This window comes from Selenomonas oralis (genome assembly GCF_051603425.1).
In the GTDB taxonomy this organism is placed as follows: domain Bacteria; phylum Bacillota; class Negativicutes; order Selenomonadales; family Selenomonadaceae; genus Selenomonas; species Selenomonas sputigena_A.
Genome location: NZ_CP194411.1, coordinates 903,673 through 924,835, shown reverse-complemented (window position 1 = coordinate 924,835; position 21,163 = coordinate 903,673). Strand labels below are relative to the sequence as shown.

Sequence of the window (21,163 nt, the reverse complement as noted above, 5' to 3'; positions counted from 1 at the left end):
TCAAACCTTCCTTTCGGCGGGATTCTCCGGTACTGCAGATGTCACCGGAGGGATGCTGTTTTCTTCGGCGCGCGGCAGGGAGATCTTTAGGATGAGGCCGCCGGCGGGATTGGTCTCGGCCCATATCCTGCCGTGGCAGGCCGTGACGATTTCGCGTGCGATGGCAAGCCCGAGGCCGCTGCCCTTGCCCGTGTCCGTGCGCGCCTTGTCCGTGCGGTAGAAGCTGTCGAAGAGCTTGTCCAAGGATTCGGGCGGCACGCCCTGCCCGTTGTCGGTGAAGGTGAGAAGAACGGCGTCGCCGCTTTCCTCGGCACGGATGGCGAGTGATGCCGGGCTCGCCTCGCGGCGGTATTTGAGGCTGTTTTCCATGAAGTTCAGAAGGACGCGCGGAAACTGCGTGCGGTCGATGGCGGCGGAACATGTGCGGCCGTCGGAGGAAAAGGCGATGGAAAGGCCGCGTGCCGCGAAGAGGTCGCGCCGCTCCGCCGTGAAGTCGGCGAGGTAGTCGCGGAGCGAGACGGTTTCAAGATGAAAGGGGATCTTCTTGAGGTCGAGCTTGGAGAAGAGGAAGAGGTTCTCCACCATGTTTTCCATCAGGCAGGCGCTGCGGTGGATCTGCTCGACATAGCGTCGCTCCTTCTCGGGACTCTTGGCGATGCCGTCGAGGATGCCGCTCGCGTAGCCCTTGATGGCGGTCAGGGGCGTCGCAAGGTCGTGCGAGATGCCCGCGATGAGTTCCTTGCGGTTCTCGTCGTATTTTTCGCGCCGCGCTTTTGCCTCCTTGAGCGAACGGCGCATGTAGTCGAAGGAGCGGGCGAGTGCGCCGATTTCGTCGCGTGTGTCGACAGCGGGCGAGGCGTCGAGGTCGCCGCCCCGAATCCCATCGGCGGCGCGGCTGATTTCCTCAAGCGGTGCGATGATCTGCTCGGACAGCAGGCGGGCGAGGTAGCGCCCGAGGAGGATGATGACAACGGCCATGCCGCCGAGAAAGATGTAGGTGAGGATTTCAAGGGCATCGTGCATGTCGTCCTCTTCTTTGTGCCCGTGCCCGAGGAACGGCGCTGCGCCGTGCGCGAGGAGGGCGGTGCGCGTTTTCGGGGCATGGTAGAGCATGGTGAAGCCGCGCTCATCCCAGATGAGGAAGGGCCCGGGAGCGGCGGCGCGTTCTCTTGCAGCCGCGATGATGTCGTCGGGATGCGTTCCCGGCGACACATAGACGATCTCGCCGTTTTTCTCGATGAGGCTCTTGATGCCCCATGCTTCAAGGGCGCGGCAGTCCTCTTCCATATCGCGCACTTTCTTGCCGCGGTCGGCCTTGGCCTTGAGGGAGCTGGCTGCAAATTGGATGGAAAGAGCCTCTCGCTTTTCCTGCCAAAGGAGCGCGAGCTCGGCTTCCCGTATCGTGCCCGTCGTTTTGAGCCCCGCAAAGAGGAGACCGCCGAGCAGGAGGAGGAAGCCGACGGGCAGGGCGATCATGAGGATGTTTGTCATGAGAATGCGATGTTTGAGGGAGATGTCCCGCAGTTTCAGCATGGTTTTCCGCCTTTCCATTTTGCAGGCAACGTTCTTATAGGAAGCACGGATAATGACGTCCGTGCTTCCTGCCTTTATTATACAGGAAATTTTCGCCTGTGCATGAGGGAACCGCTGAATTTCGGGAAGCTTTCCCCTTTGTTTCGTTTTTGTTTAGCCTTTGTTTGCACCTTCTTTAGCTTGCCGCCGTATACTTGGATCAAGCGAAGGGAAGTGTTCCCAGAGCGGAAAGATCAGGCAGTGATAACGATATGAAGGAGGAATCATCATGGAAAGCAAAATCATAGAAACGGTGAAGGGCATTTTTTCGGCAAAGAATCTCAAGCGTGCGGGAGCCGTCGCCGTCATCGGCGCGATGCTCGCGGGCGGCTGCGCTTATTGGCAGTATGAGCGGAAGGCTGCCGCCCACGCGCGCGTCGTCGAAGCGCGTGCGCAAATGGTCCGTACGCAGGCGGAGAAGGAGGGCCTGGCGCTCTTGTCGGAGAACGAGGTGCGCACGCTCGTCGCGGACGCCATCGGCATGGATGAGACGGCTATCACCTACCGCAGGATCGAGCTTACGGAAAATCGCGCGAAGGGAATGAAGCACGATGGCGACAAACGGGAAGGTGATCATCGCGACGGGGATCATCGAGATAAGAAGGACAAGCGTGACAGAAAGGATCATCGCGGCGATGGGCGAATGGCTCAACCGCAGCCTGCACCGACGGCTCCGGCGCCGCAGGCTGCTCCTGCTGTGCCGCCGCCGGATGCAGCGGAGCCGCTGGCTGCTCCTGCCGCCCCTGCTGCAGAAGGCGCTGCGGCTGCTCCTGCACCGGGTGCAGCATCTGGCACGGCGGCTGCCGCTCCTGCGCCGAACCGTGTGCTTTTCCAGCCCGTCTACAATGTGAAGTGCTACGCGAACAATGTGAAGTACAAGCTGATTCTTGATGCCCAGACGGGTTCCGTTCTCTATCGCGAGATTGACGATTGACGGCTGAATTGAGAGTTTTAGAGGAAACCCCGCCAGGGCTTTACGGGCTGCGGCGGGGTTTCGCGCGGTGCGAGGTCTTTTTCCATCCAGACCATGTCGTACCAGCGGTCGAACTTGTAGGCGCATTGGTGGAAGCGCCCTGCGAGGCGATAGCCCATATGCGCGTGAAACTTCAGGCTGTTTTCCGTCAGGTAGGGATCGTCCGCCGAGCGCGGGGCGGCGATGCAGGCGTTGATACTGAGGAGGTTCATGCGGTGAAGCTCCTGTTCCAAGGCGAGATAGAGCCTTCTGCCGAGGCCTGCGCCGTGCATGTCCTCTTGGATGTAGACGGTGCTTTCTGCCGCCCAGGCATAAGCGGCGCGCGGATGGAGCGGCGAGGCGTAGGCGTAGCCGAGCGCTTCGCCCACGCATTCTGCGACGATGTAGGGATAGTGTGCAAGCGTCTTTTCAATGCGTGCGCGAAACTCGTCTTCCGACGGCGCTTCGTACTCGAAGGAAATTGCCGTATGGAGCACATAGGGGCGGTAGATCGCCAAGAGCTGCGCCGCATCGCCCGAGTGTGCGGCGCGCAGGGAGATGTCGCTTTGTTTCGTCATGGGGACGGCCTCCCGTGCAGTCAAATTCGACAAAAAACTGCCGCATGTCATCGTACATGCGGCAATTCTTATGTATGTTTTTTCTCGGCGGGATATACGCGATGCTCGCTGTCATACCATAGAACGTGGAAATGTTCCTCAAGGCGCAGCCCGATAATGCGCAGTTTGTTGTTGAGCGCAAAAGAGAAGAGATCGTCAGAGAATTCTTCAAGCTGCAAAGCCTTGAGCCGTTCGCGGGCTGCTGGGGCAAGTTTTTTGGAATCCTTGAGACAATGATGCTTCGATTTGCCGTCATCGTGTGTTTGACGGCTGATTTCCGACCATGTCATTTGCGAATAGGCGATCATCTTATCGAGAAAATCCTTATGCTTAAAATCCGTTCGGTTCGTATCGAAAGCAAAGGCGCCTTGTTTATCGAGGCGATCGAAGAGAAAAATCGGGCAGCTTGCGCTGCTGCTTTTGTGGGAGAGGATGACTTTCTTTTTGGGAAGAACGCTTCCCGCTTGTTTGACCTGCTTTTTCTTTTTCATCAAAGAGAACCATAATATGCGCCGATTGCGTCCTTGGATATGACAGAATCGCTGAAAGCCATTTCGTCCAATGCGCCGCGCGCTGTTTTCCATGGCGTTTCGGCGTGCGTCTGGGCGCGCAGCTGGTAAGGCTCCATGGCGCCGTAAGAGGAGAGCACTGTATCAATGCTGTCCTTTTCATCCTCGGTCAAAGCATCGATGTTTCCGTCCGGCAGCAAGTTTTCTGTGACCGAATACATGCCTTTATGACGCAGAAAGAGCGGTCGGCAGACTGGTCCGTTGCGCCATGCCTCGAAATCTTCGGCAAAAAGAGGTTTCCCAGTCCAGGCGAGCGTCCATGCCTGGGCGTAATAGCAGAGCTTTTGAAGCTTCCATGTGCTGATTTCGCCTGTTTTGTGCAAAATATACTTTGCCGTATCGAATACATTCGCCATGGGGACACCTCCTTTTTGGCAGCGGCGTTTCATTCGCCTGTATTTACGCGCCGATGTCGACCTTGGAATTGCGCGTGGGATTCTTGGCTGCTTCAGCGGCGTTCTGCACCTGGCGCAGATAGGCTGCTTTGGCCTGCTGCAGAACGGACGGCGTATGGCTTGCAGCTGTCTGTACGATGCGCTTGTTCGCCTGCTGGAAGGCGGAGGAGCCGACCTTCGTGTCGTTGCCGAAAGGCGAGGACTTGGAAACGGCGTTTGCCGCTTTCGATGCGCGCGAAGCGGACTGCTGCGCGAGGACGAAAGCTTCCTCGTTCGCCTTCTGGAACTTGGAGGAGCCGACCTTCGTATCGTTGCCGAAGGGCGAAGCCATGTAGACCGCCTTGGCCTCGCGGGCGGAGTTCGCGATGGAGCGAGCGGCGAGAGCCTGCGCCTCCTCGTTGGACTTCTGGAACTTGGAGGAGCCGACCTTCGTATCGTTGCCGAAAGGCGAAGCCATGTAGACTGCCTTGGCCTCGCGGGCGGAGTTCGCGATGGAGCGAGCGGCGAGAGCCTGCGCTTCCTCGTTGGACTTCTGGAACTTGGAGGAGCCGACCTTCGTATCGTTGCCGAAGGGCGAAGCCATGTAGACCGCCTTGGCCTCGCGGGCGGAGTTTGCGATGGAGCGAGCGGCGAGAGCCTGCGCCTCCTCGTTGGACTTCTGGAACTTGGAGGAGCCGACCTTCGTATCGTTGCCGAAGGGCGAAGCCATGTAGACCGCCTTGGCCTCGCGGGCAGAGTTCGCGATGGAGCGGCCGGCGAGAGCCTGCGCTTCCTTGTTGGACTGCTGGAACTTCGACGTGCCGAGCTTCGTGTCGTTGCCGAAGGGCGAGGCCTCGTAGTAGGCTTTTGCCGCGCGAGCGGAATTCACGATGGAGCGGCTCGCCAGCCGGATCGCCTGCTGGTTCGACTGCTGAAAGCGCGACGTGCCGAGCTTCGTGTCGTTGCCGAAGGGCGAAGCCTCGTAGTAGGAGCGTGCTTCGCGGGCAGAGTTGGCGATCGAACGGTTCGCCAGCTGCTCCGCTTCCTTGTTGGACTGCTGGAACTTCGATGTGCCGAGCTTCGTGTCGTTGCCGAAGGGTGAGGCCTTGGAGACTTCCTTGGCTGCATGCCATCCCTCTGCGGCCTTTTGACGGCCGACCTCGGCGAGGTTCTGGTTGATTTTCTGGAATGTGGCGTTGCCGTAAGGATTCGCCGAAATCGAAGAAATGCTCATGGTGTTTCCTCCCTGCTTCCCTGCTGGGTGTTGTTCTTGCCTTTTTAGGCTATTTATCCTTATTATAACAATCATTTCGTTTTATTTCAATAAGAAAACGCAGGCAAAGTCCTATAGGCCGTATCGCTATAGAATCCCGTTGACAATCCGTCCCGATTTGTTGTAATATTAGAACAGAAATGGCAGGGGCATTGCCTTTGCCAATAGGTTTCGCGACTAGGACAAGGGTCTTTGTTTCCAGCCGCACAGGCCGCCGGGAAAAACCGGGGGAAGGATTAGGGGGTATTTTACAATGGCAGTAAAAGTAGCGATCAATGGTTTCGGACGTATCGGCCGTCTCGCGTTTCGTCAGATGTTTGATGCAGCGGGATATGAAGTTGTAGCTATTAACGATCTCACGGACCCCAAGATGCTTGCGCACCTCTTGAAGTATGATTCGACGCAGGGCACGTACGAGTACGCCGACAAGGTGGAGGCCGGCACGGATTCCATCACGGTCAACGGCAAGAAGATCAACATCTACAAGGAAGCGGACGCCTCGAAGATTCCTTGGGGCAAGCATGACGTCGATGTTGTCCTCGAATGCACGGGCTTCTATACGTCGAAGGACAAGGCTTCGGCTCATCTGACGGCCGGTGCGAAGAAGGTCGTCATCTCGGCTCCTGCCGGCAACGATCTGCCGACTATCGTTTTCAACGTCAACCACAAGATCCTCAAGCCGGAGGACAAGATCATTTCGGCGGCTTCTTGCACGACGAACTGCCTCGCACCGATGGCCAAGGGCCTCAACGATCTCGCTCCGATCCAGAGCGGCATCATGGCGACGATCCATGCCTATACGGGCGACCAGATGACGCTCGACGGCCCGCAGCGCAAGGGCGATTTGCGCCGCAGCCGCGCCGCAGCCGTCAACATCGTCCCGAACTCGACGGGCGCTGCGAAGGCGATCGGCCTTGTCATTCCTGAGCTCAAGGGCAAGCTCATCGGCGCTGCACAGCGCGTTCCTACCCCGACGGGTTCGACGACGCTGCTCTTCGCCGTTGTCAAGGGTGAAGTCACGGTCGAGCAGATCAATGCGCAGATGAAGAAGGAAGCGACGGAGTCCTACGGCTACAACGAGGATGAGATCGTCTCCAGCGACATCGTCGGCATGCGCTACGGCTCGCTCTTCGATGCGACGCAGACGATGGTCAGCCCGATCGGCGACGGCAATACGCAGGTGCAGGTTGTTTCGTGGTACGACAACGAGAACAGCTACACGAGCCAGATGGTTCGCACGATCAAGTACTTCGCTGAACTGAAGTAACAGGGGTGCCGATAGATTCGTTTTATCAGCGATCCCTAAGAGCGGTCGGTGAAGCAAAAGGAAGGCGAAGCTAGCGCGTCTTTCCGGAAAATCCAGCTGAGTCCATGAGGTCCGGCCGCGTTTGGGCCGGGCCTCTGTTCTATTTTACGGGAGCTTTTCAAGGGAGGGTTCTTATTTTATGAACAAAAAAACCATCAAGGATATCGACGTCAAGGGCAAGAAGGTTTTTGTACGCGTTGACTACAATGTGCCGTTCGACGATAAGATGAATATCACGAACGATACGCGCATGGTGCGCACTCTGCCGACGCTCAACCATCTACTGGACAACGGTGCGGCGCTGATCCTCGCTTGCCATATCGGCCGTCCGACGGAGGCGAAGGAGGAGAAGTTCTCGACGAAGCATCTCGTCAAGCACCTCGCGGAACTCCTCAAAAAGGATGTGAAGTGGGCGCCCGACTGCGTAGGCCCCGAGGCGGAGAAGGCCGCGGCGGCTCTTCAGCCCGGCGAAGTTCTGCTGCTGGAGAACCTGCGCTATCACAAGGAAGAGAAGAAGAACGACCCGGGCTTTGCCAAGCAGCTGGCCTCGCTCGCTGATGTCGCTGTCGACGACGCCTTCGGCGTCTCGCACCGCGCCCATGCCTCGAACGTCGGCATTGCCTCTGACCTCGAGACGGTGGCGGGCTTCCTCATGGAGAAGGAAATCAACTACATCGGCAAGACGCTCGAAGCGCCCGCGCATCCGTTCGTCGCTATCATCGGCGGTGCGAAGGTGTCGGACAAGATCGGCGTCATCAGCAATATGATCGAGAAGGTCGATACGATCATCATCGGCGGCGGCATGGCTCATACGTTTGACGCGGCGCGCGGCCTGCCCATCGGCGATTCGCTCTGCGAGCCGGACAAGATGGATCTCGCCAAGGAGCTTTTAGAAAAGGCAAAGGCGAAGGGCGTCAAGGTCATCCTGCCGCTCGACGTCGCTGTCGCCAACATGTTCCCGCTTGCGGATGAGGCGAAGTTCAAGGCCGAGGGAAAGACGAAGGTCGTCGACGTCGACAAGGTGGAGGACGGCTGGCAGGCGCTTGACAGCGGCCCGAAGACTTCGGCAGCCTATGTCGAGGCATTGAACGGCGCGAAGACGATCATCTGGAACGGACCGATGGGCGTCTTTGAATGCGACGAGTTTGCCAAGGGGACGCTTGCCGTCGCCAAGGCTGTCGCCGATGCGACAGAGGCCGGCGCGACGAGCATCGTCGGCGGCGGCGACTCCATCGCGGCGCTGAAGAAGACGGGGCTTTCGGAGAAGATTTCCCACATCTCTACGGGCGGCGGCGCGACGCTTGAGTTCTTGGAGGGCAAGGTGCTGCCGGGTATTGCGGCAATCGCTGACAAATAAGGCAAGCACAGATCAGGCAGAAAGCGGATGATGTTCTTCGCCGGGGTGTGCGCCTCTTTCGCGGGGAAGGAGCGGCGGCGCTCCGGCAGGGGATGGAATGACAATCGAGGAGGAAGATATATGGCCAGAAGACCGATTATTGCAGGAAACTGGAAGATGAACAATACGATTGCCGAGGGCGTGGCGCTCGTCAAGGAACTGATGCCGCTGGTGAAGGACGCAAAGAATGTCGACGTCGTCGCTTGCCCGACGGCGACGGCGCTGGCAGCGGTGGCGGAAGCCGTCAAAGGCTCGAACATCCATATCGGTGCGCAGAATGTGCATTGGGAAAAGAGCGGCGCTTATACGGGCGAAATCTCGACGGCGATGCTCAAGGAGATCGGCGTTGACTATTGCGTGCTCGGCCATTCGGAGCGCCGCGAGTACTTCGGCGAGACGGACGAGGGCGTGAACAAGCGCGCCAAGGCCGCCTATGCTGCGGGCATTACGCCGATCATCTGCTGCGGCGAACCGCTGGAGATTCGCGAGGCGAATACCTACATTGACTTCGTGACGAAGCAGATCAAGGCTGCCCTCGACGGTTTCTCCGCCGAGGAGGTCGGCAAGCTCGTCATTGCCTATGAGCCGATCTGGGCGATCGGCACCGGCAAGACGGCGACCTTCGAGCAGGCAGAAGAAGTTTGCGCTGCCATTCGCGCGACGGTGGCTGAGGTGTTCAACAAGGACGCGGCGGAAAAAATCCGCATCCAGTACGGCGGCAGCGTGAAGCCTGAGACGATCGCGGGCCTGATGGAGAAGCCGAATGTGGACGGCGCCCTCGTGGGCGGAGCCTCGCTTAAGGCGAAGGACTTCAGCGCGATTGTGAAGTTCTGACGGGGAGAAAGCACGGATAAATTCAGCTGCCGATCGCCACACATTCGGGCGGCTTCCTTTTATCCGCGCTTCCCTGAGAAGAGATGAAAAAGTTTGGGCGGCGCTCTATATGGCGTCGCCCCTTTGGGAGACGCTCCATAGCGGCGTTTCCCCGCAATATTTACGACAAACTCCATAGGAAAGGGGTAGATCTATGGCAACTTTGAAAAATGCTCCCGTTGCGCTCATCATCATGGATGGCTGGGGAATCGGCGACCCGAAAGATCCGACGAATGCCATAGCCGTGGGCAAGACGCCCGTTCTCGACGAGCTTACGGCAAAGTATCCGCACGCACAGCTGCAGGCCTCCGGCGAATACGTCGGCCTGCCTGACGGACAGATGGGCAATTCCGAGGTCGGGCATACGAACATCGGTGCGGGCCGCATCATCTACCAGGAGCTCACGCGCATCACGAAAGCGATTGCCGAGGGCACGTTCTTTGAGAACAAGGCGCTTCTGCACGCCATTGAGGGTGCGAAAAAGGCGGACGGCGTGCTGCATCTCTTCGGCCTTGTATCGCCGGGCGGCGTGCACAGCCACGAGAAGCACCTCTATGGGCTCCTTGAGCTTGCGAAGCGCCAGAACGTCCGCGAGGTCTATGTCCATGCCTTCCTCGACGGCCGCGATGTGCCGCCGACGAGCGCTGCGGGCTATCTCGAGGAGCTGGAGGAAAAGTGCAGGGAAATCGGCATCGGCAAAATCGCGACGATTTCCGGCCGCTATTACGCCATGGACCGCGACAAGCGCTGGGAGCGTGTCCAAAAAGCCTACGATGCCATAGCGAAGGGCGAAGGCGTCCAAGCTGCCACGGCGAAGGAGGCCATCGAGGCTTCTTACGCGGCGAAAGTGACGGACGAATTCGTCGTGCCTGCCGTCATCGGCGGCTATGCGGGAATAAAGAAGGGCGAGGGCGTCATTTTCTTCAACTTCCGTCCCGACCGTGCGCGTGAGCTGACACATGCCTTCACGGATGCGAAGTTCGACGGCTTCCCGCGCGTCGAGGGGCTCGGCCTCGCGTTTACGACGATGACGCAGTACGAGGAAGGTATGAACGTCGAGATCGCCTATCCGCCGGAGAGCATCAAGAACACGCTGGGCTCCATCATTGAGCAGCACGGCATGACGCAGCTCAGAATCGCCGAGACGGAGAAGTACGCGCATGTCACCTTCTTCTTCAACGGCGGCGTGGAAGAGCCGTACAAGGGTGAGGATCGCATCCTCGTACCCTCGCCGAAGGTTGCGACGTACGACCTTCAGCCGGAGATGAGCGCACTCGAAGTCACGGACAAGGTCGTCGCCGCCATTGAATCCGGCAAGTATGATTTCATCATCCTGAACTACGCGAACGGCGATATGGTCGGGCATACGGGTGTCATGGAAGCCGCCGTCAAGGCCGTCGAGACAGTCGACACCTGCGTCGGACGCTTCGTCGAGGCGGCGCGGAAGATGGGCGGCGAAGTCTGCATCATTGCCGACCACGGCAACGCCGACCGCATGGTCGACCACGCGACGGGGCAGCCCTTCACGGCGCATACGACGAACCCCGTGCCCTTCATTTGCGTTTCTGACCGCGTGAAAGCGGCCCATGACGGCGCGCTCTGCGACATTGCGCCGACGCTCCTGACCCTTGCAGGCCTTGAGATCCCGCCGGAGATGACGGGCAAACCGCTTGTCGAATTGAAGTGAGTTTTGCGGCGGGGAAGGATCATGCTTTTTCCGCCGCCTTTTTCTGTCACCGAAAGGAATGTGCTATGAAAAAAGCAATATGGAAACCGTTTGCCGCTCTCCTCGGCATCTTGCTCGTCACCCTCCTCGCTGCAGGCTGCGGTCCGAAAGAAGAGCCGGAAGTCAGCATGGATGCTTTTTCCAAGGCCGTGCTGAACGATGACGCCGCCAGCCTGAAGAAATTCGGCTTGGAAGAAGGCACGGTACGCAAGAATTTTGTTGAAGGGTTTTCTACAAATTTCCAGACGGCTACCGAAGGCATATTCTCTAAGGAGCAGTCGACACGGATTGCCGAGGCGTTTTTTGGCTCTTTGAAGCAATGCGGCGTCAAGGTCAAGACCTTGGAGAAAAAGGATGAAAAGGCGACCGTAGAGCTGACGGTGGACACCCTCTCCAGCGATCAGATGGATCACGAGGCCGTAGGTGCGACTGTGGCAGGACAGCTGACGGACGACATGACTCCGGAAGAAGCGATGGAGCTCTTCACAAAAGCATGCGTTCAAGAGATTGGAAAGCTCAAGCCGGCCGGCACGAAAACCCTCAAGGTGAACTGCACTTATGACAGCGCCAAGGGCGTCTGGCTGCCGGATGAAATGGAAAAGACGGTCGAGACCCTTCTTGAGACGGCGGCAGGAGATTTGGACTGATTTTTTAGTGGACAAAAAGCCTGGGGGCAAGTCCCCTGGGCTTTTTGCATATAGGGTCCTGGGTTCCTTGAAAGGAAGGATGGTATGAAAAAATCGCTGTTTCGCCTCGCTGCAAGCGCGGTGTGCCTTTTCGCCGCTCTCCTGCTCGCAGGCTTTGCGCCGCAGAAGGATGCGGCAAAGAGCATGGAGCAGTTTGCCAGAGCTGCATTGCAGGATGATGTGAAAAGTCTGAAGGCCTTTGGCGTGGAACGGAATCTGGCAGGTGAGGAAGCTGCGTTTGAGAGCGGTTTCCGCGAATCTGTGGGCGATCTGTTTTCTGCGGAGCAGATTCATCGCCTCTATGGGGCTTGGCATGAAGCGTTCGCACGCAGCCGTGTCGGAACGCGGCTCATAATCGAAGCGGGCGGCAAGGCGTTGGTCGAGGTCACCTTTGAGGTAATCGACATGCAGCAGCTCGCTAAGAAGCAGATGCTTGCCGAGGCAAGGAAAGACGTTCCGAAAAACCCTACAAAAGAGGAACTGGCGGAATGGATGACGAAAACCTTTCTCAAAGCCCTCCGAAAGATCGAGACGAAGCAGACAATGACGAGACGGATTGCCTGCACCTATGATGAGGCCAGGGGTGTTTGGCTGCCGGATCGTCCCGAAGAAGCCGCCGGGCTCTTTACGGGAATCCGTGTCGACAGAACCATCAAGGAAGCGCCGGAGACGAGCATGGAAGCCCTTGCCGCTGCTTGGCTGCAGCAGGATGCAGCGGGTCTGATAAAATTCAAATTGGACTGGCAGGATTTGCGCGAGGCGCTCCTGCAAAGCTTCGAGCGGGGATTCCGTGAAGATGTGCCCGGCCAATATACGGAAGAGCAGGCCAGGCAGGCCTCCGAGGCCTATCTTGATTCCTTTGCCCAATGCAAGGTCAAGGCGCAGCCGAACTCGGCGAAGATCGTGGGGGAGAAGGCGACAGTCGAGCTCACGGTCGATAGGCTTAGCGAGGTGGATCCGGACAAAATCGCCCGGGAAATGGAGGAGAGCGGGATTTCCTACGCCTCGGACGAGGAAGCGACCGCCGAGTATATCCGGCGTCTGGTCGCGCATCTCCGCCAGCGCAGGGTTATCGGTACGGGCACTTTGCAGGTGAACTGCGTTTATAATCCATTCACGGGCGTATGGCATCCCGCAGACCTGACGGAATTCGGCATTTCCCTGTACAATGCTGCCGACGGTTTTTGATGCTTGAAGGAGAAGGATGATGAAAAAAGCTGTATTTCGTCTCGCCGCAAGCGTGGTGTGCCTCTGCGCTGCGCTCCTGCTCGCAGGCTTCGCGCCGCAGGATGATGCGGCAAAGGATATGGAAGAGTTTTCGCGGGCGGTTCTCAAGGGGGATGCGGCGGCGCTGGAAAAGTTCGGCTGCGATAAGGACGCGATCCGCCGGTCGGAAGCCGAGGCTTTGAAAGAAAGTTCTGAGCGCATGGGGCGTCCTTTGCCGGAGAAATCGATCCTGCGGTGGGAAGACGTTTTCCTCGAAGCTGCCGGGAAATGCGAGCCGCGCGTGAAGGTTTTGGCGGCCGGCGCGGACAAAAGGACGGTGGAGATCTCTTTTGAAGCGATTGACCACCGGCAGATCGATATAAGAAAAGCGATAGCATACTTCTTGCGGAACGACAATCCTCAATGCAATCGTTGGGAGATGTGGGAGATGGTAGAGAATTACATGATCGCCGCATTTAAGGCGCTTGAGCCGAGCGATACAAAGCGGCTCCAAGTCAGCTGCGTCTATGACGAAGAGAAAGGCGTGTGGCTGCCCGAGGATCTCCCGGCGTTCATCCATGAACTGATGACTTTGGCCTCCGGCCGCGATGCGACGGGGGATCCCGCAAAAGATATCGAGGCCGTTGCCCGCGCCTTCCTGCGGCAAGATCTGAGCATCTTGGAGGATTGGGGATTCGGCGAGCTTATTACTTCGGCGAATTTTCATGAAGCAGCCGTGAAGTCTTTGGCGCAAAAGTGGAAAAAAGAGTTTGACGATGAATTGACGGAGGAGCAGTCGCTTCGTCTCGCGGAAGCGACACTCGAGGCCACTGGGCGCGCTGACGTCCAGGCAAGAACGCTGCGCAGGGAAGGCGAATTTGCGGAAGTGGAATTGACCGTTGGCGTGATGGAGCCGTTTCCGCAAAAGGAAATGGCCGAAGTGCGAAAGCGCGTGCCGCCCGATGCGTCTATGAAAGAGGCCATAGGAATCTTCGTCGATGAGATGGTAAGCCGTCTCGAACAGGTGCAGCCGAGCCGCACGAAGACCATTCAGGTGAGCTGCGCTTATTCCAGCGTTCTGAGGGTCTGGGCACCGATTGAGTCGAGAAAATTTCTTAACGAGCTTCTCGTAGCGCCTTGGGCATCTTAACGGAACCGACGTTTTGCGGGAATTCCTGCAAGCGCACGAGAGGGAGGTTGTCGATATGGTGGACTTCGAGTGGAACCAAGAAGAATACGAGAACGCCATTCGCGAGGAAGGCATCGAACAGGGTCTTGAGCGTGGCAAGGCGATGGTGGTTCTGGGGATGCTGAAAGAGAAGCTGCCGTTGGAAACCATTGCCAGGGTCTCGGATTTATCGCTCGATAAAATTAAAGAAGTGGGCAGGCTGCACAGCTTGCTCTAAAGAGAGCGCTCTGAGCGGCGGAGGCAGGACAAAGGAATCGGGTTCGAAGCGGCAGGGCTTCGGGCCCGATTCTTTTGTGCAGGCAGCCTGCGGGCCATTGGCGAAATTTGGCAGGCAAGGAGCCGGGGAAATTTACTTCTGCATCCTCTGTTTGTCTGCCTGTGCAAGCAGTCTTGACGGGCATCGCTTCGGTATGATATACTGTTCCCGTGGGGTTGAGGAATTTGCCGAAAACGGTCTCACCCTCAGATTTTTTACGTGGACAAATGTTTCCTTGCTGTTATCGGCTTGAGAGGACTTTTTGGGGGTGCTGTTGAAACAAAAAAATTCCCGTCACTTTACGAAATCAGCCAAAAAAGCCGGAAGCCTCAGAAATCCGTTTCTGAGCCCAGTGTTTTCAAGGGCTGCGGGGGACAGTCTTACATGTACATCCATACCGCTTGCGGTATTGAAACATGAACAATCCTCGTCCTTAATACAAGTATACATTCTTACATGTACATCCATACCGCTTGCGGTATTGAAACGCGCAGTGAATCGCATTGTAAAAATTGCTCTTGTCCTTACATGTACATCCATACCGCTTGCGGTATTGAAACAACAGCCACATGGAAGCTGTTCGTGTAATACTCCTTATCTTACATGTACATACATACCGCCTGCGGTATGAAAACAAAGCCCGTCGGCGATTTGCCGTCGGGCTTTGCATTTGGCAGTCGACAGTTTGCTCCATGCGGCTGTCATTCGCCTTAACGGAACCGACGTTTTGCGGGAAACTATGCTATGCACGGAGAATGCGAACATGGCGCTGCGCTGCCTGTACTATATCTGCGAGCAATTCCGCAAGGACATCGAGGCCAAGCGGCTGTATAGGAACAAGCGGATTCTGTTGCCGGCGCCAGAGTTCCATGTAGTTTACAATGAAAGCCCAAGAGGTCAAGCCGAAGGCGCAGACCGAATGGCAGCTTTCATGTAAGGGCGACGCACAATGTCCACAAAGTGGATGTTTGTGCGTGTAGTTTACAATGGGGAAAAGGAGATGCCGGAAACAGAGCGGATGAAGCTGTCCGACGCCTATCTCGAGTCCGGCGAGGAAATTCATCTGGAACTGAAGGTCACACTCCACAACGTCGTATACGGCGAAGAGAAAAAACTCTTGCAGAAAAGCCGCGCCCTGCGGGAGTACAGCCTGTTCATAGCCAAGATCAAGGAAAACACAGCGGCAGGGATGGCAAGGCAGATTGCGCTGCTTTCGTCGCATGGACTTTTTGCTTGAAAAATGCTATACTCTTTAGGTTAGATATTTTTTCGACTGTATTTTTGGGGTGAGACTGTGGATTTTGGCGAGGGGAAGATCGTTCCTGTAAATCTCGCAAGTGAGATGAAGAATTCTTATATCGATTATGCTATGAGCGTCATTGTCGCCCGCGCCCTGCCGGACGTGCGCGACGGTCTGAAGCCCGTGCATCGCCGCATTCTCTATGCAATGCAGGAGGCGGGCATGGGCTCGGGCAAGCCCTACAAGAAGTCGGCGCGTATCGTCGGTGAAGTCCTCGGTAAGTATCATCCGCATGGCGACAGCTCCGTTTACGATGCGATCGTGCGCATGGCGCAGGACTTTTCCATGCGCTATATGCTCGCCGACGGCCATGGCAATTTCGGCTCGGTCGACGGCGATCCGGCGGCGGCGATGCGCTATACGGAAGTCCGCATGTCGAAAGTGGCGGAGCTCATGCTCCAGGACATCGACAAGGAGACGGTGGATTTTGCGCCGAATTACGACGAGTCGCTGAAAGAGCCGACGGTTCTGCCGGCGAAATTCCCGCAGCTTCTTGCCAACGGCACTTCGGGCATTGCCGTCGGCATGGCGACGAATATCCCGCCGCACAATATGTGCGAGGTTATCGACGGCACGCTGATGCTCATCGATCGGCCGGATGCCACGGTCGAGGAGCTGATGACGGTCATCAAGGGGCCGGATTTCCCGACGGCGGGGCTCGTCCTCGGCACGGAGGGAATACAACGGGCTTACCGCACGGGGCGCGGCGTGATCAAGATGCGCGCGCGCGTCCATATCGAGACGACGTCGAGCGGCAGGTCGCGCATCATCGTGACGGAGCTGCCCTATCAGGTGAACAAGGCGCGGCTTGTGGAGAAGATTGCCGATCTCGTGCGCGACAAGGCGATCGAGGGCATAACGGCGCTGAATGACGAATCCGACCGCAGCGGCATGCGCATCGTCATCGACGTGCGCCGCGACGCGAACGCCAATGTCATCCTGAACCAGCTTTACAAGCACACGCAACTGCAGGAGAGCTTCGGCGTCATCATGCTCGCTCTCGTCGACGGCAGTCCGCGCGTCCTGAATTTGAAGGAAGTCCTGCACTACTACATCAAGCACCAGCAGGATGTCATCACGCGGCGCACGAAGTATGAGCTGGCAAAAGCCGAGGCGCGCGCCCACATTCTCGAAGGCCTGACCATCGCGCTCGATCATCTCGACGCCGTCATCACGACGATCCGCGAGAGCCGCACGGCGGATATTGCACGCGAGCGTCTGATGGAAGGATTCAAGCTCAGCGAGAAGCAGGCGCAGGCCATTCTCGACCTTCGCCTGCAGCGCCTTACCGGTCTGGAGCGCGAGAAGATCGAGGAGGAGTACCGGGAAGTCTTGAAAACGATCGAATGGCTCAAGTCCGTTCTCGCCGATGAGAGCAAGATCGATGGGATCATCAAGGATGAGCTTCTGGCTGTGCGCGAAAAGTACGGCGACGAACGCCGCACGGAGATCACCATCGACACATCGGAGATCAATGTCGAGGATCTGATCGCGCAGGAAGACGTCGTCATCACGCTCACGCACAACAACTACATCAAGCGTATGCCGCTCGATACATACCGCCGCCAGAAGCGCGGCGGCGTCGGCGTGACGGGCATGGGGACGAAGGAAACGGATTTCGTCGAGAACATCCTCGTGACGACGACGCATCACACGATCCTGTTCTTCACGAACCGCGGGCGCGTCCACTGTCTCAAGGCTTACGAGATCAACGAGGCGAGCCGCCAGGCGAAGGGGACGGCCATCATCAATCTCCTGCAGCTTGAGGGCGAAGAGAAGATCACGGCGGTCATCCAGGTCAAGGAGTTCCTGCCGGAACGCTACCTCTTCATGGCGACGAAGAAGGGCATCGTGAAAAAGACGAGCCTTTTGGAGTTCCAGGCGATCCGCAGAGCCGGCCTCATTGCCATCAACCTCGACGAGGACGACGAGCTTATCGGCGTGAAGTTCACCGACGGCGAGAAGCATGTGATTCTTGGTACGGCAGGCGGCATGGCGGTCGCTTTCGCCGAGGACGATGTGCGCTCCATGGGCCGCACGGCGCGCGGGGTCAAGGGAATCAACCTCAAGGCGGGCGACGAAGTCGTCGGCATGGACAACCTCGCGCGCAACGCGCAGGTTCTGACCGTCACGGCCGAGGGCTACGGCAAGCGCACGGAAACTTCGGAGTATCGCTCCCAGTCGCGCGGCGGCAAGGGGCTGATCAATATGAAGGTCACGGAAAAGACGGGTGCCGTCGTCGGGCTCAAGGTCGTGCGCCCGGGGCAGGAATTGATCCTCATCACGACGGACGGCATCGTTATCCGCACCGAGATGGACGAGATTTCCATCATCAGCCGCAATACGCAGGGCGTCAAGATCATGCGTCTGGCAGAGGGCGACAAGGTTGCCTCGTTCGCCACGATGGAGCAGAAGAATCATTGAAACGGCGCTGCTGAAATGGGCTTGCCGGAATCGGGCAAAGAGAAAAATCCTCTGCACAGCATTGCCGGGCAGAGGATTTTTTGCTGCAGGAAGGATGGAAGGGATATGCCGGAGTGGGGAATAAAGTGAAGCCGCGGAATCATTCCCGAGGAGGGACGGTCATTTCTACGACGCTTGCGGGCATTTCACTCGAGCTTGAGCGAAAGCCCATCCGCAATTTTTATCTGCGCGTCTTGCCGCCCGACGGCACGGTGCACCTGAGCGCACCGAAGCGTGCCGCGCTCGTCGAGCTTGCCCGCTTTGTCGCCAAACATGCCGCATGGATCGAGGAAAAGCGGGCGGCGCTTGCCGCGCGTCCTGAGCCGGATGTCCGCCGCTTCCTGAGCGGTGAGCGCTGCTTTCTATGGGGCGAGGCTCTGGAGCTGACGGTGAAGTTCGGACGTCGCCACAACATCGTCCTGCGGGACGGCGGACGGCTCATCCTTTGCCTCAAGGCTGCGGAAGCGGAAAGCGTCGCGAAGGAGCGCGAGGCCGTCTTGGGCGAATGGTACCGCCGGGAGCTTCTCGCTGCCGTGCCGCCCGTCCTGGCTCGTGCTGAGACCATCGTCGGCCAAAAAGCAGCCGAGTGGCGCGTGAAGAACATGAAGACGAAGTGGGGCACTTGCAACATCCGTGCGCGCCGCATCTGGCTGAATCTCCAGCTTGCCAAGTATCCGCCCGCCTGCCTCGAGTACATCATCATCCACGAGCTCACGCATCTCTGGGAGAGATATCACAACGCGCATTTCAAGAGCCTTATGGACGAATTCTGCCCCGATTGGCGCGAGCGGAAAAAGCTCGTCAACGCACCGCTTCTATGATGGTTTGTCTTTACAATGTCTTTCTTTTTGTGCTAAACTGACAGCGAAGGAGTTGATTCAGATGGCGCAGACATTGGTCAATATTCGCATGGATGCTGAATTGAAGCAGAGCATGGAAGATGTATGCCGTGAGCTTGGGATGAATATGACGACGGCATTTACGATCTTCGCTAAAAAGATGAGCCGTGAAAGGCGCATTCCGTTTGATGTTTCTGTCGATCCCTTCTATTCTCCCGTAAATATCGCGCACCTTGAGAGAATCGTTGCTGATGTGAGGGATGGGACTGCTAAATTTCAAGAGCATGACTTGATTGAGGCAGATGCATGAAGGTTCTTTGGGAGGAACGCGCTTGGGCGGATTATCTCTACTGGCAGAAGCAAGACCGCAAAACTTTGAAACGAATCAATGAACTTGTCAAGGACATGCAGCGGGATGCTTTTCATGGAATCGGCAAACCCGAGCCTCTTCGCGGTACACTCTTCGGCTATTGGAGCCGTCGTATTGATGATACAAACCGTATTGTCTATGATGTGCTTGATGATGTTTTGCGTATTATCGCCTGTCGGGGGCACTATTTGTAATTGTCGCTTAATCGTATACGACAAAACAGCCGCACATAATTTGTGCGGCTGTTTTGTCGTTGGGGAAGCATAGTGTTTTGCTGGGAGCTTGGTTTTTGGTTTCGCTGCGGAATGTCGCCGCAGGGCGGCGCGTGATTAGGCCTGTTTCAGCTGTTTCTGCCCGTCTTTCAGCAAGCGGATGCCTTCCTCGATATAGGCGATGACCTCACGCGCCTTGCCCGGTTCGCTGTCCTCGCGCGCGTGATTGCTGAGATTGCGCTCGGTCTTGATCGTCTGGTAAAGGGAGAGGATCTGCTCAAGTTGTTCGCGCGGAATCTTGCAGGAAAGATCGCCCTTGTCCAGCCAGTGCCGCAGGGACAGGATCTTTTCCGCCCCCGGCTTGCGTTCAAGACGGGAAAACAGCGTCGTTGCATCCTCGGGATTTATCGCGTCCTTGATGAATTTGGAAAGTTCTTTGCATTTCTGCGCGGGTTTCATCTTATGGTTGAAGAAGTCCTCCCAGTTTGCATCGAATTTCGCTTCGTTTTCAGGGTGAGCCTTAAGGCGCTGGGTTCTCTTATAGAGGCGGAACTTATCTGCAAGCATCCGGCCAAACGGGTCCAAATTTATTTCAGCGGCTAGGGCTTCGGGATTCTTGCCCCAGGCGCACATCTTCCTGTGGTTTTCCAACACGTCGGCTTCCTGCAAAATCTGGATGAGTTCCTGATCAAAGCCCAATGCCTGCAGAAGATCAAAATCCTCCACTTGCTTGCCGTCAAGAGCCTCGCCCATGATGCGGCGGATATTTTTCAGGTAGGCGCTCTGCGCTTTGGCTAAACGGCTGTCCAGTTTGCTCATGATGGTTTCTGCAGCCTCGTCCCTGTAGTCGGCAAAGAGATAGAAAATCGTCCTGCGTTTGTCGTCTTTGCCTTTTTCCTGGGCGACCTTTTCCTTAAACGCAGGATCCAGATGCAGGATGCCGCTTTCCTGCAGGAAGATAGGCACGCGCTCGGTGAACAGCGTCAGAGCCTGCTGCGGGTAGTTGTGCCGGACGCACCATTCCATGAGGCGCACGTCGTCGAGGGTTTCGCTCAGGATCGTATCGTACTCTGCCTCGATACGGAAGCGAAGCTGCGCCATCATGCGCGCATCGACGCCGTGCAGCCCTTCTTCCCGTGCCGTGCGGAAGGCGTGCCATGCCCGGGCAAGCTCCTCGATGGCATGGCGGAAGGCCCCGTAGTGGCAGATCTTGATTTCCTCGGCGAAGCCGTCCATGGCGCGAAGCAGGGCGTCCAGGCTCGGGGATCCGCTCGTGCCGCCTGCAAGTTTCCCGTCCTCTCTTTTATAGCCAAAGTAGCGCAGAATGGCGGAAACGCTGCCGAATTGGGCAAATTCATCCGCTCCGGCGATGAGATCGAAGAGGCGGTAGATGTCATTGGCCTCTTCGACGATTTTGTTTGGTAAATTGGAGTAGAGGGTCTTACCGATCGTAATGCCGTTGTACTGCAAAAGGCGCATGACGGCGAGCATCAGCATGACGACATGGCGCGGGCCGCCCGTAAGATCGGCGTGCAGCACGACCTCGTCGTTCGGATGCTCCTCCTTGGCATATTTCATGATGCGTCCGGCCATGTTGAGAATGGTGTCTATCGTAGCGGATCTGGCCTCGTTTTCGTCAAAGGGGACGGTTTCAATGAAGTCTTCTTTTTCGATTCCCGGCAGCACGTCCTTGAGCCGTTTCCTGAAAAAGTCCAGGTGCGTGCAGCCGGTAGGAACGTCGGGACAATTTGCTATGGCGATCGGTTCTTTCACTTTGTTCGTCGCAAAGAGGAAGAGCTTGTCGAGCTGCAGGCGCTTTCCCGCTTCTTCCTGCAGCAGGAAATAGCGCACGGCGGATTCATTCGTTACGGCACATTTGCCGATTCCCTGCTTATATTCCGTGATGGAAACGAGTGTATGCTCCGGATTCACTTTTACATCGCTGAGCATCAGGAACATAATATGGTGTTTCATGTTTTTTCCT

General features: G+C 57.2%; 19 protein-coding genes and 2 pseudogenes. 15 read left to right on the top strand and 6 right to left on the bottom strand.

What is annotated here, in order from left to right; genetic code table 11:
• Complete coding sequence (locus ACRTGH_RS04395) at positions 1-1,533, bottom strand: sensor histidine kinase (RefSeq protein ID WP_368847970.1); 1,533 nt, start codon at positions 1,531-1,533, stop codon at positions 1-3.
• Between the two features lie 268 nt (positions 1,534-1,801).
• Here ACRTGH_RS04395 and ACRTGH_RS04390 point away from each other — a divergent pair, with 268 nt between their 5' ends.
• Complete coding sequence (locus ACRTGH_RS04390; protein WP_368847971.1) at positions 1,802-2,506, top strand: hypothetical protein; 705 nt, start codon at positions 1,802-1,804, stop codon at positions 2,504-2,506.
• Between the two features lie 17 nt (positions 2,507-2,523).
• On the opposite strand, the gene ACRTGH_RS04385 is transcribed toward ACRTGH_RS04390, so the two are convergent.
• From ACRTGH_RS04385 to ACRTGH_RS04370, 4 genes are all read right to left on the bottom strand, one after another.
• On the bottom strand, positions 2,524-3,102 hold the full coding sequence (locus ACRTGH_RS04385; protein WP_368847972.1) for a GNAT family N-acetyltransferase: 579 nt from the start codon (positions 3,100-3,102) through the stop codon (positions 2,524-2,526).
• 68 nt (positions 3,103-3,170) lie between these two features.
• A complete protein-coding gene (locus tag ACRTGH_RS12250; RefSeq protein ID WP_488657302.1) occupies positions 3,171-3,431 on the bottom strand; it encodes a hypothetical protein in 261 nt (86 codons plus the stop codon).
• 200 nt (positions 3,432-3,631) lie between these two features.
• Entirely contained in the window at positions 3,632-4,066 is a 435-nt protein-coding gene (locus ACRTGH_RS04375; protein WP_368847974.1) for a Panacea domain-containing protein, read from the bottom strand.
• Positions 4,067-4,109: 43 nt separating this feature from the next.
• Entirely contained in the window at positions 4,110-5,318 is a 1,209-nt protein-coding gene (locus ACRTGH_RS04370) for a hypothetical protein (protein WP_368847975.1), read from the bottom strand.
• A gap of 292 nt (positions 5,319-5,610) precedes the next feature.
• Between ACRTGH_RS04370 and gap the strand changes: the two genes are divergently transcribed.
• From gap to ACRTGH_RS04300, 14 genes and pseudogenes are all read left to right on the top strand, one after another.
• Positions 5,611-6,624 (top strand): type I glyceraldehyde-3-phosphate dehydrogenase, encoded by a 1,014-nt coding sequence (gap, locus tag ACRTGH_RS04365; protein WP_368847976.1) that lies wholly within the window; start codon positions 5,611-5,613, stop codon positions 6,622-6,624.
• 178 nt (positions 6,625-6,802) lie between these two features.
• The gene (locus tag ACRTGH_RS04360) at positions 6,803-8,020 is read left to right on the top strand and encodes a phosphoglycerate kinase (protein ID WP_368847977.1); all 1,218 of its coding nucleotides are present in this window, start codon (positions 6,803-6,805) and stop codon (positions 8,018-8,020) included.
• A 120-nt stretch (positions 8,021-8,140) separates the two neighbouring features.
• A complete protein-coding gene (tpiA, locus tag ACRTGH_RS04355; protein WP_368847978.1) occupies positions 8,141-8,893 on the top strand; it encodes a triose-phosphate isomerase in 753 nt (250 codons plus the stop codon).
• A 193-nt stretch (positions 8,894-9,086) separates the two neighbouring features.
• The gene (gene gpmI, locus ACRTGH_RS04350) at positions 9,087-10,619 is read left to right on the top strand and encodes a 2,3-bisphosphoglycerate-independent phosphoglycerate mutase (RefSeq protein ID WP_368847979.1); all 1,533 of its coding nucleotides are present in this window, start codon (positions 9,087-9,089) and stop codon (positions 10,617-10,619) included.
• Positions 10,620-10,684: 65 nt separating this feature from the next.
• Positions 10,685-11,305 (top strand): DUF5105 domain-containing protein, encoded by a 621-nt coding sequence (locus ACRTGH_RS04345; protein WP_368847980.1) that lies wholly within the window; start codon positions 10,685-10,687, stop codon positions 11,303-11,305.
• 84 nt (positions 11,306-11,389) lie between these two features.
• Complete coding sequence (locus ACRTGH_RS04340; protein ID WP_368847981.1) at positions 11,390-12,532, top strand: hypothetical protein; 1,143 nt, start codon at positions 11,390-11,392, stop codon at positions 12,530-12,532.
• A 19-nt stretch (positions 12,533-12,551) separates the two neighbouring features.
• On the top strand, positions 12,552-13,700 hold the full coding sequence (locus tag ACRTGH_RS04335; protein WP_368847982.1) for a hypothetical protein: 1,149 nt from the start codon (positions 12,552-12,554) through the stop codon (positions 13,698-13,700).
• Between the two features lie 7 nt (positions 13,701-13,707).
• Positions 13,708-13,956, top strand: a pseudogene (locus ACRTGH_RS04330) (transposase); the annotation flags it as partial.
• Between the two features lie 793 nt (positions 13,957-14,749).
• A pseudogene (locus tag ACRTGH_RS04325) lies at positions 14,750-14,866 on the top strand (transposase); the annotation flags it as partial.
• Between the two features lie 129 nt (positions 14,867-14,995).
• Positions 14,996-15,232 carry a hypothetical protein gene (locus tag ACRTGH_RS04320; protein WP_438474702.1) on the top strand — a complete coding sequence of 79 codons (237 nt, stop codon included), beginning with the start codon at positions 14,996-14,998 and terminating at the stop codon, positions 15,230-15,232.
• Positions 15,233-15,289: 57 nt separating this feature from the next.
• Positions 15,290-17,719 (top strand): DNA gyrase subunit A, encoded by a 2,430-nt coding sequence (gene gyrA, locus ACRTGH_RS04315; RefSeq protein ID WP_368847984.1) that lies wholly within the window; start codon positions 15,290-15,292, stop codon positions 17,717-17,719.
• Positions 17,720-17,832: 113 nt separating this feature from the next.
• Positions 17,833-18,579, top strand: coding sequence for a M48 family metallopeptidase (locus ACRTGH_RS04310; protein WP_368847985.1), 747 nt, complete (start codon positions 17,833-17,835; stop codon positions 18,577-18,579).
• Positions 18,580-18,640: 61 nt separating this feature from the next.
• The gene (locus ACRTGH_RS04305) at positions 18,641-18,907 is read left to right on the top strand and encodes a type II toxin-antitoxin system RelB/DinJ family antitoxin (RefSeq protein ID WP_368847986.1); all 267 of its coding nucleotides are present in this window, start codon (positions 18,641-18,643) and stop codon (positions 18,905-18,907) included.
• A complete protein-coding gene (locus ACRTGH_RS04300; RefSeq protein WP_368847987.1) occupies positions 18,904-19,161 on the top strand; it encodes a Txe/YoeB family addiction module toxin in 258 nt (85 codons plus the stop codon). Before ACRTGH_RS04305 ends, ACRTGH_RS04300 begins: the two co-directional genes overlap by 4 nt.
• A 135-nt stretch (positions 19,162-19,296) precedes the next feature.
• Here ACRTGH_RS04300 and ACRTGH_RS04295 read toward each other — a convergent pair whose 3' ends face one another.
• A complete protein-coding gene (locus ACRTGH_RS04295) occupies positions 19,297-21,153 on the bottom strand; it encodes a TM1812 family CRISPR-associated protein (RefSeq protein WP_368847988.1) in 1,857 nt (618 codons plus the stop codon).
• Between the last annotated feature and the right edge of the window lie 10 nt (positions 21,154-21,163).

Excerpts from the sequence above, each read along its gene's own strand:
- ACRTGH_RS04395 (WP_368847970.1), bottom strand. The coding sequence starts at position 1,533 with ATGCTGAAACTGCGGGACATCTCCCTCAAACATCGCATTCTCATGACA.
- ACRTGH_RS04390 (WP_368847971.1), top strand. The coding sequence starts at position 1,802 with ATGGAAAGCAAAATCATAGAAACGGTGAAGGGCATTTTTTCGGCAAAG.
- ACRTGH_RS04385 (WP_368847972.1), bottom strand. The coding sequence starts at position 3,102 with ATGACGAAACAAAGCGACATCTCCCTGCGCGCCGCACACTCGGGCGAT.
- ACRTGH_RS12250 (WP_488657302.1), bottom strand. The coding sequence starts at position 3,431 with ATGACATGGTCGGAAATCAGCCGTCAAACACACGATGACGGCAAATCG.
- ACRTGH_RS04375 (WP_368847974.1), bottom strand. The coding sequence starts at position 4,066 with ATGGCGAATGTATTCGATACGGCAAAGTATATTTTGCACAAAACAGGC.
- ACRTGH_RS04370 (WP_368847975.1), bottom strand. The coding sequence starts at position 5,318 with ATGAGCATTTCTTCGATTTCGGCGAATCCTTACGGCAACGCCACATTC.
- gap (WP_368847976.1), top strand. The coding sequence starts at position 5,611 with ATGGCAGTAAAAGTAGCGATCAATGGTTTCGGACGTATCGGCCGTCTC.
- ACRTGH_RS04360 (WP_368847977.1), top strand. The coding sequence starts at position 6,803 with ATGAACAAAAAAACCATCAAGGATATCGACGTCAAGGGCAAGAAGGTT.
- tpiA (WP_368847978.1), top strand. The coding sequence starts at position 8,141 with ATGGCCAGAAGACCGATTATTGCAGGAAACTGGAAGATGAACAATACG.
- gpmI (WP_368847979.1), top strand. The coding sequence starts at position 9,087 with ATGGCAACTTTGAAAAATGCTCCCGTTGCGCTCATCATCATGGATGGC.
- ACRTGH_RS04345 (WP_368847980.1), top strand. The coding sequence starts at position 10,685 with ATGAAAAAAGCAATATGGAAACCGTTTGCCGCTCTCCTCGGCATCTTG.
- ACRTGH_RS04340 (WP_368847981.1), top strand. The coding sequence starts at position 11,390 with ATGAAAAAATCGCTGTTTCGCCTCGCTGCAAGCGCGGTGTGCCTTTTC.
- ACRTGH_RS04335 (WP_368847982.1), top strand. The coding sequence starts at position 12,552 with ATGAAAAAAGCTGTATTTCGTCTCGCCGCAAGCGTGGTGTGCCTCTGC.
- ACRTGH_RS04320 (WP_438474702.1), top strand. The coding sequence starts at position 14,996 with ATGCCGGAAACAGAGCGGATGAAGCTGTCCGACGCCTATCTCGAGTCC.
- ACRTGH_RS04305 (WP_368847986.1), top strand. The coding sequence starts at position 18,641 with ATGGCGCAGACATTGGTCAATATTCGCATGGATGCTGAATTGAAGCAG.
- ACRTGH_RS04300 (WP_368847987.1), top strand. The coding sequence starts at position 18,904 with ATGAAGGTTCTTTGGGAGGAACGCGCTTGGGCGGATTATCTCTACTGG.
- ACRTGH_RS04295 (WP_368847988.1), bottom strand. The coding sequence starts at position 21,153 with ATGAAACACCATATTATGTTCCTGATGCTCAGCGATGTAAAAGTGAAT.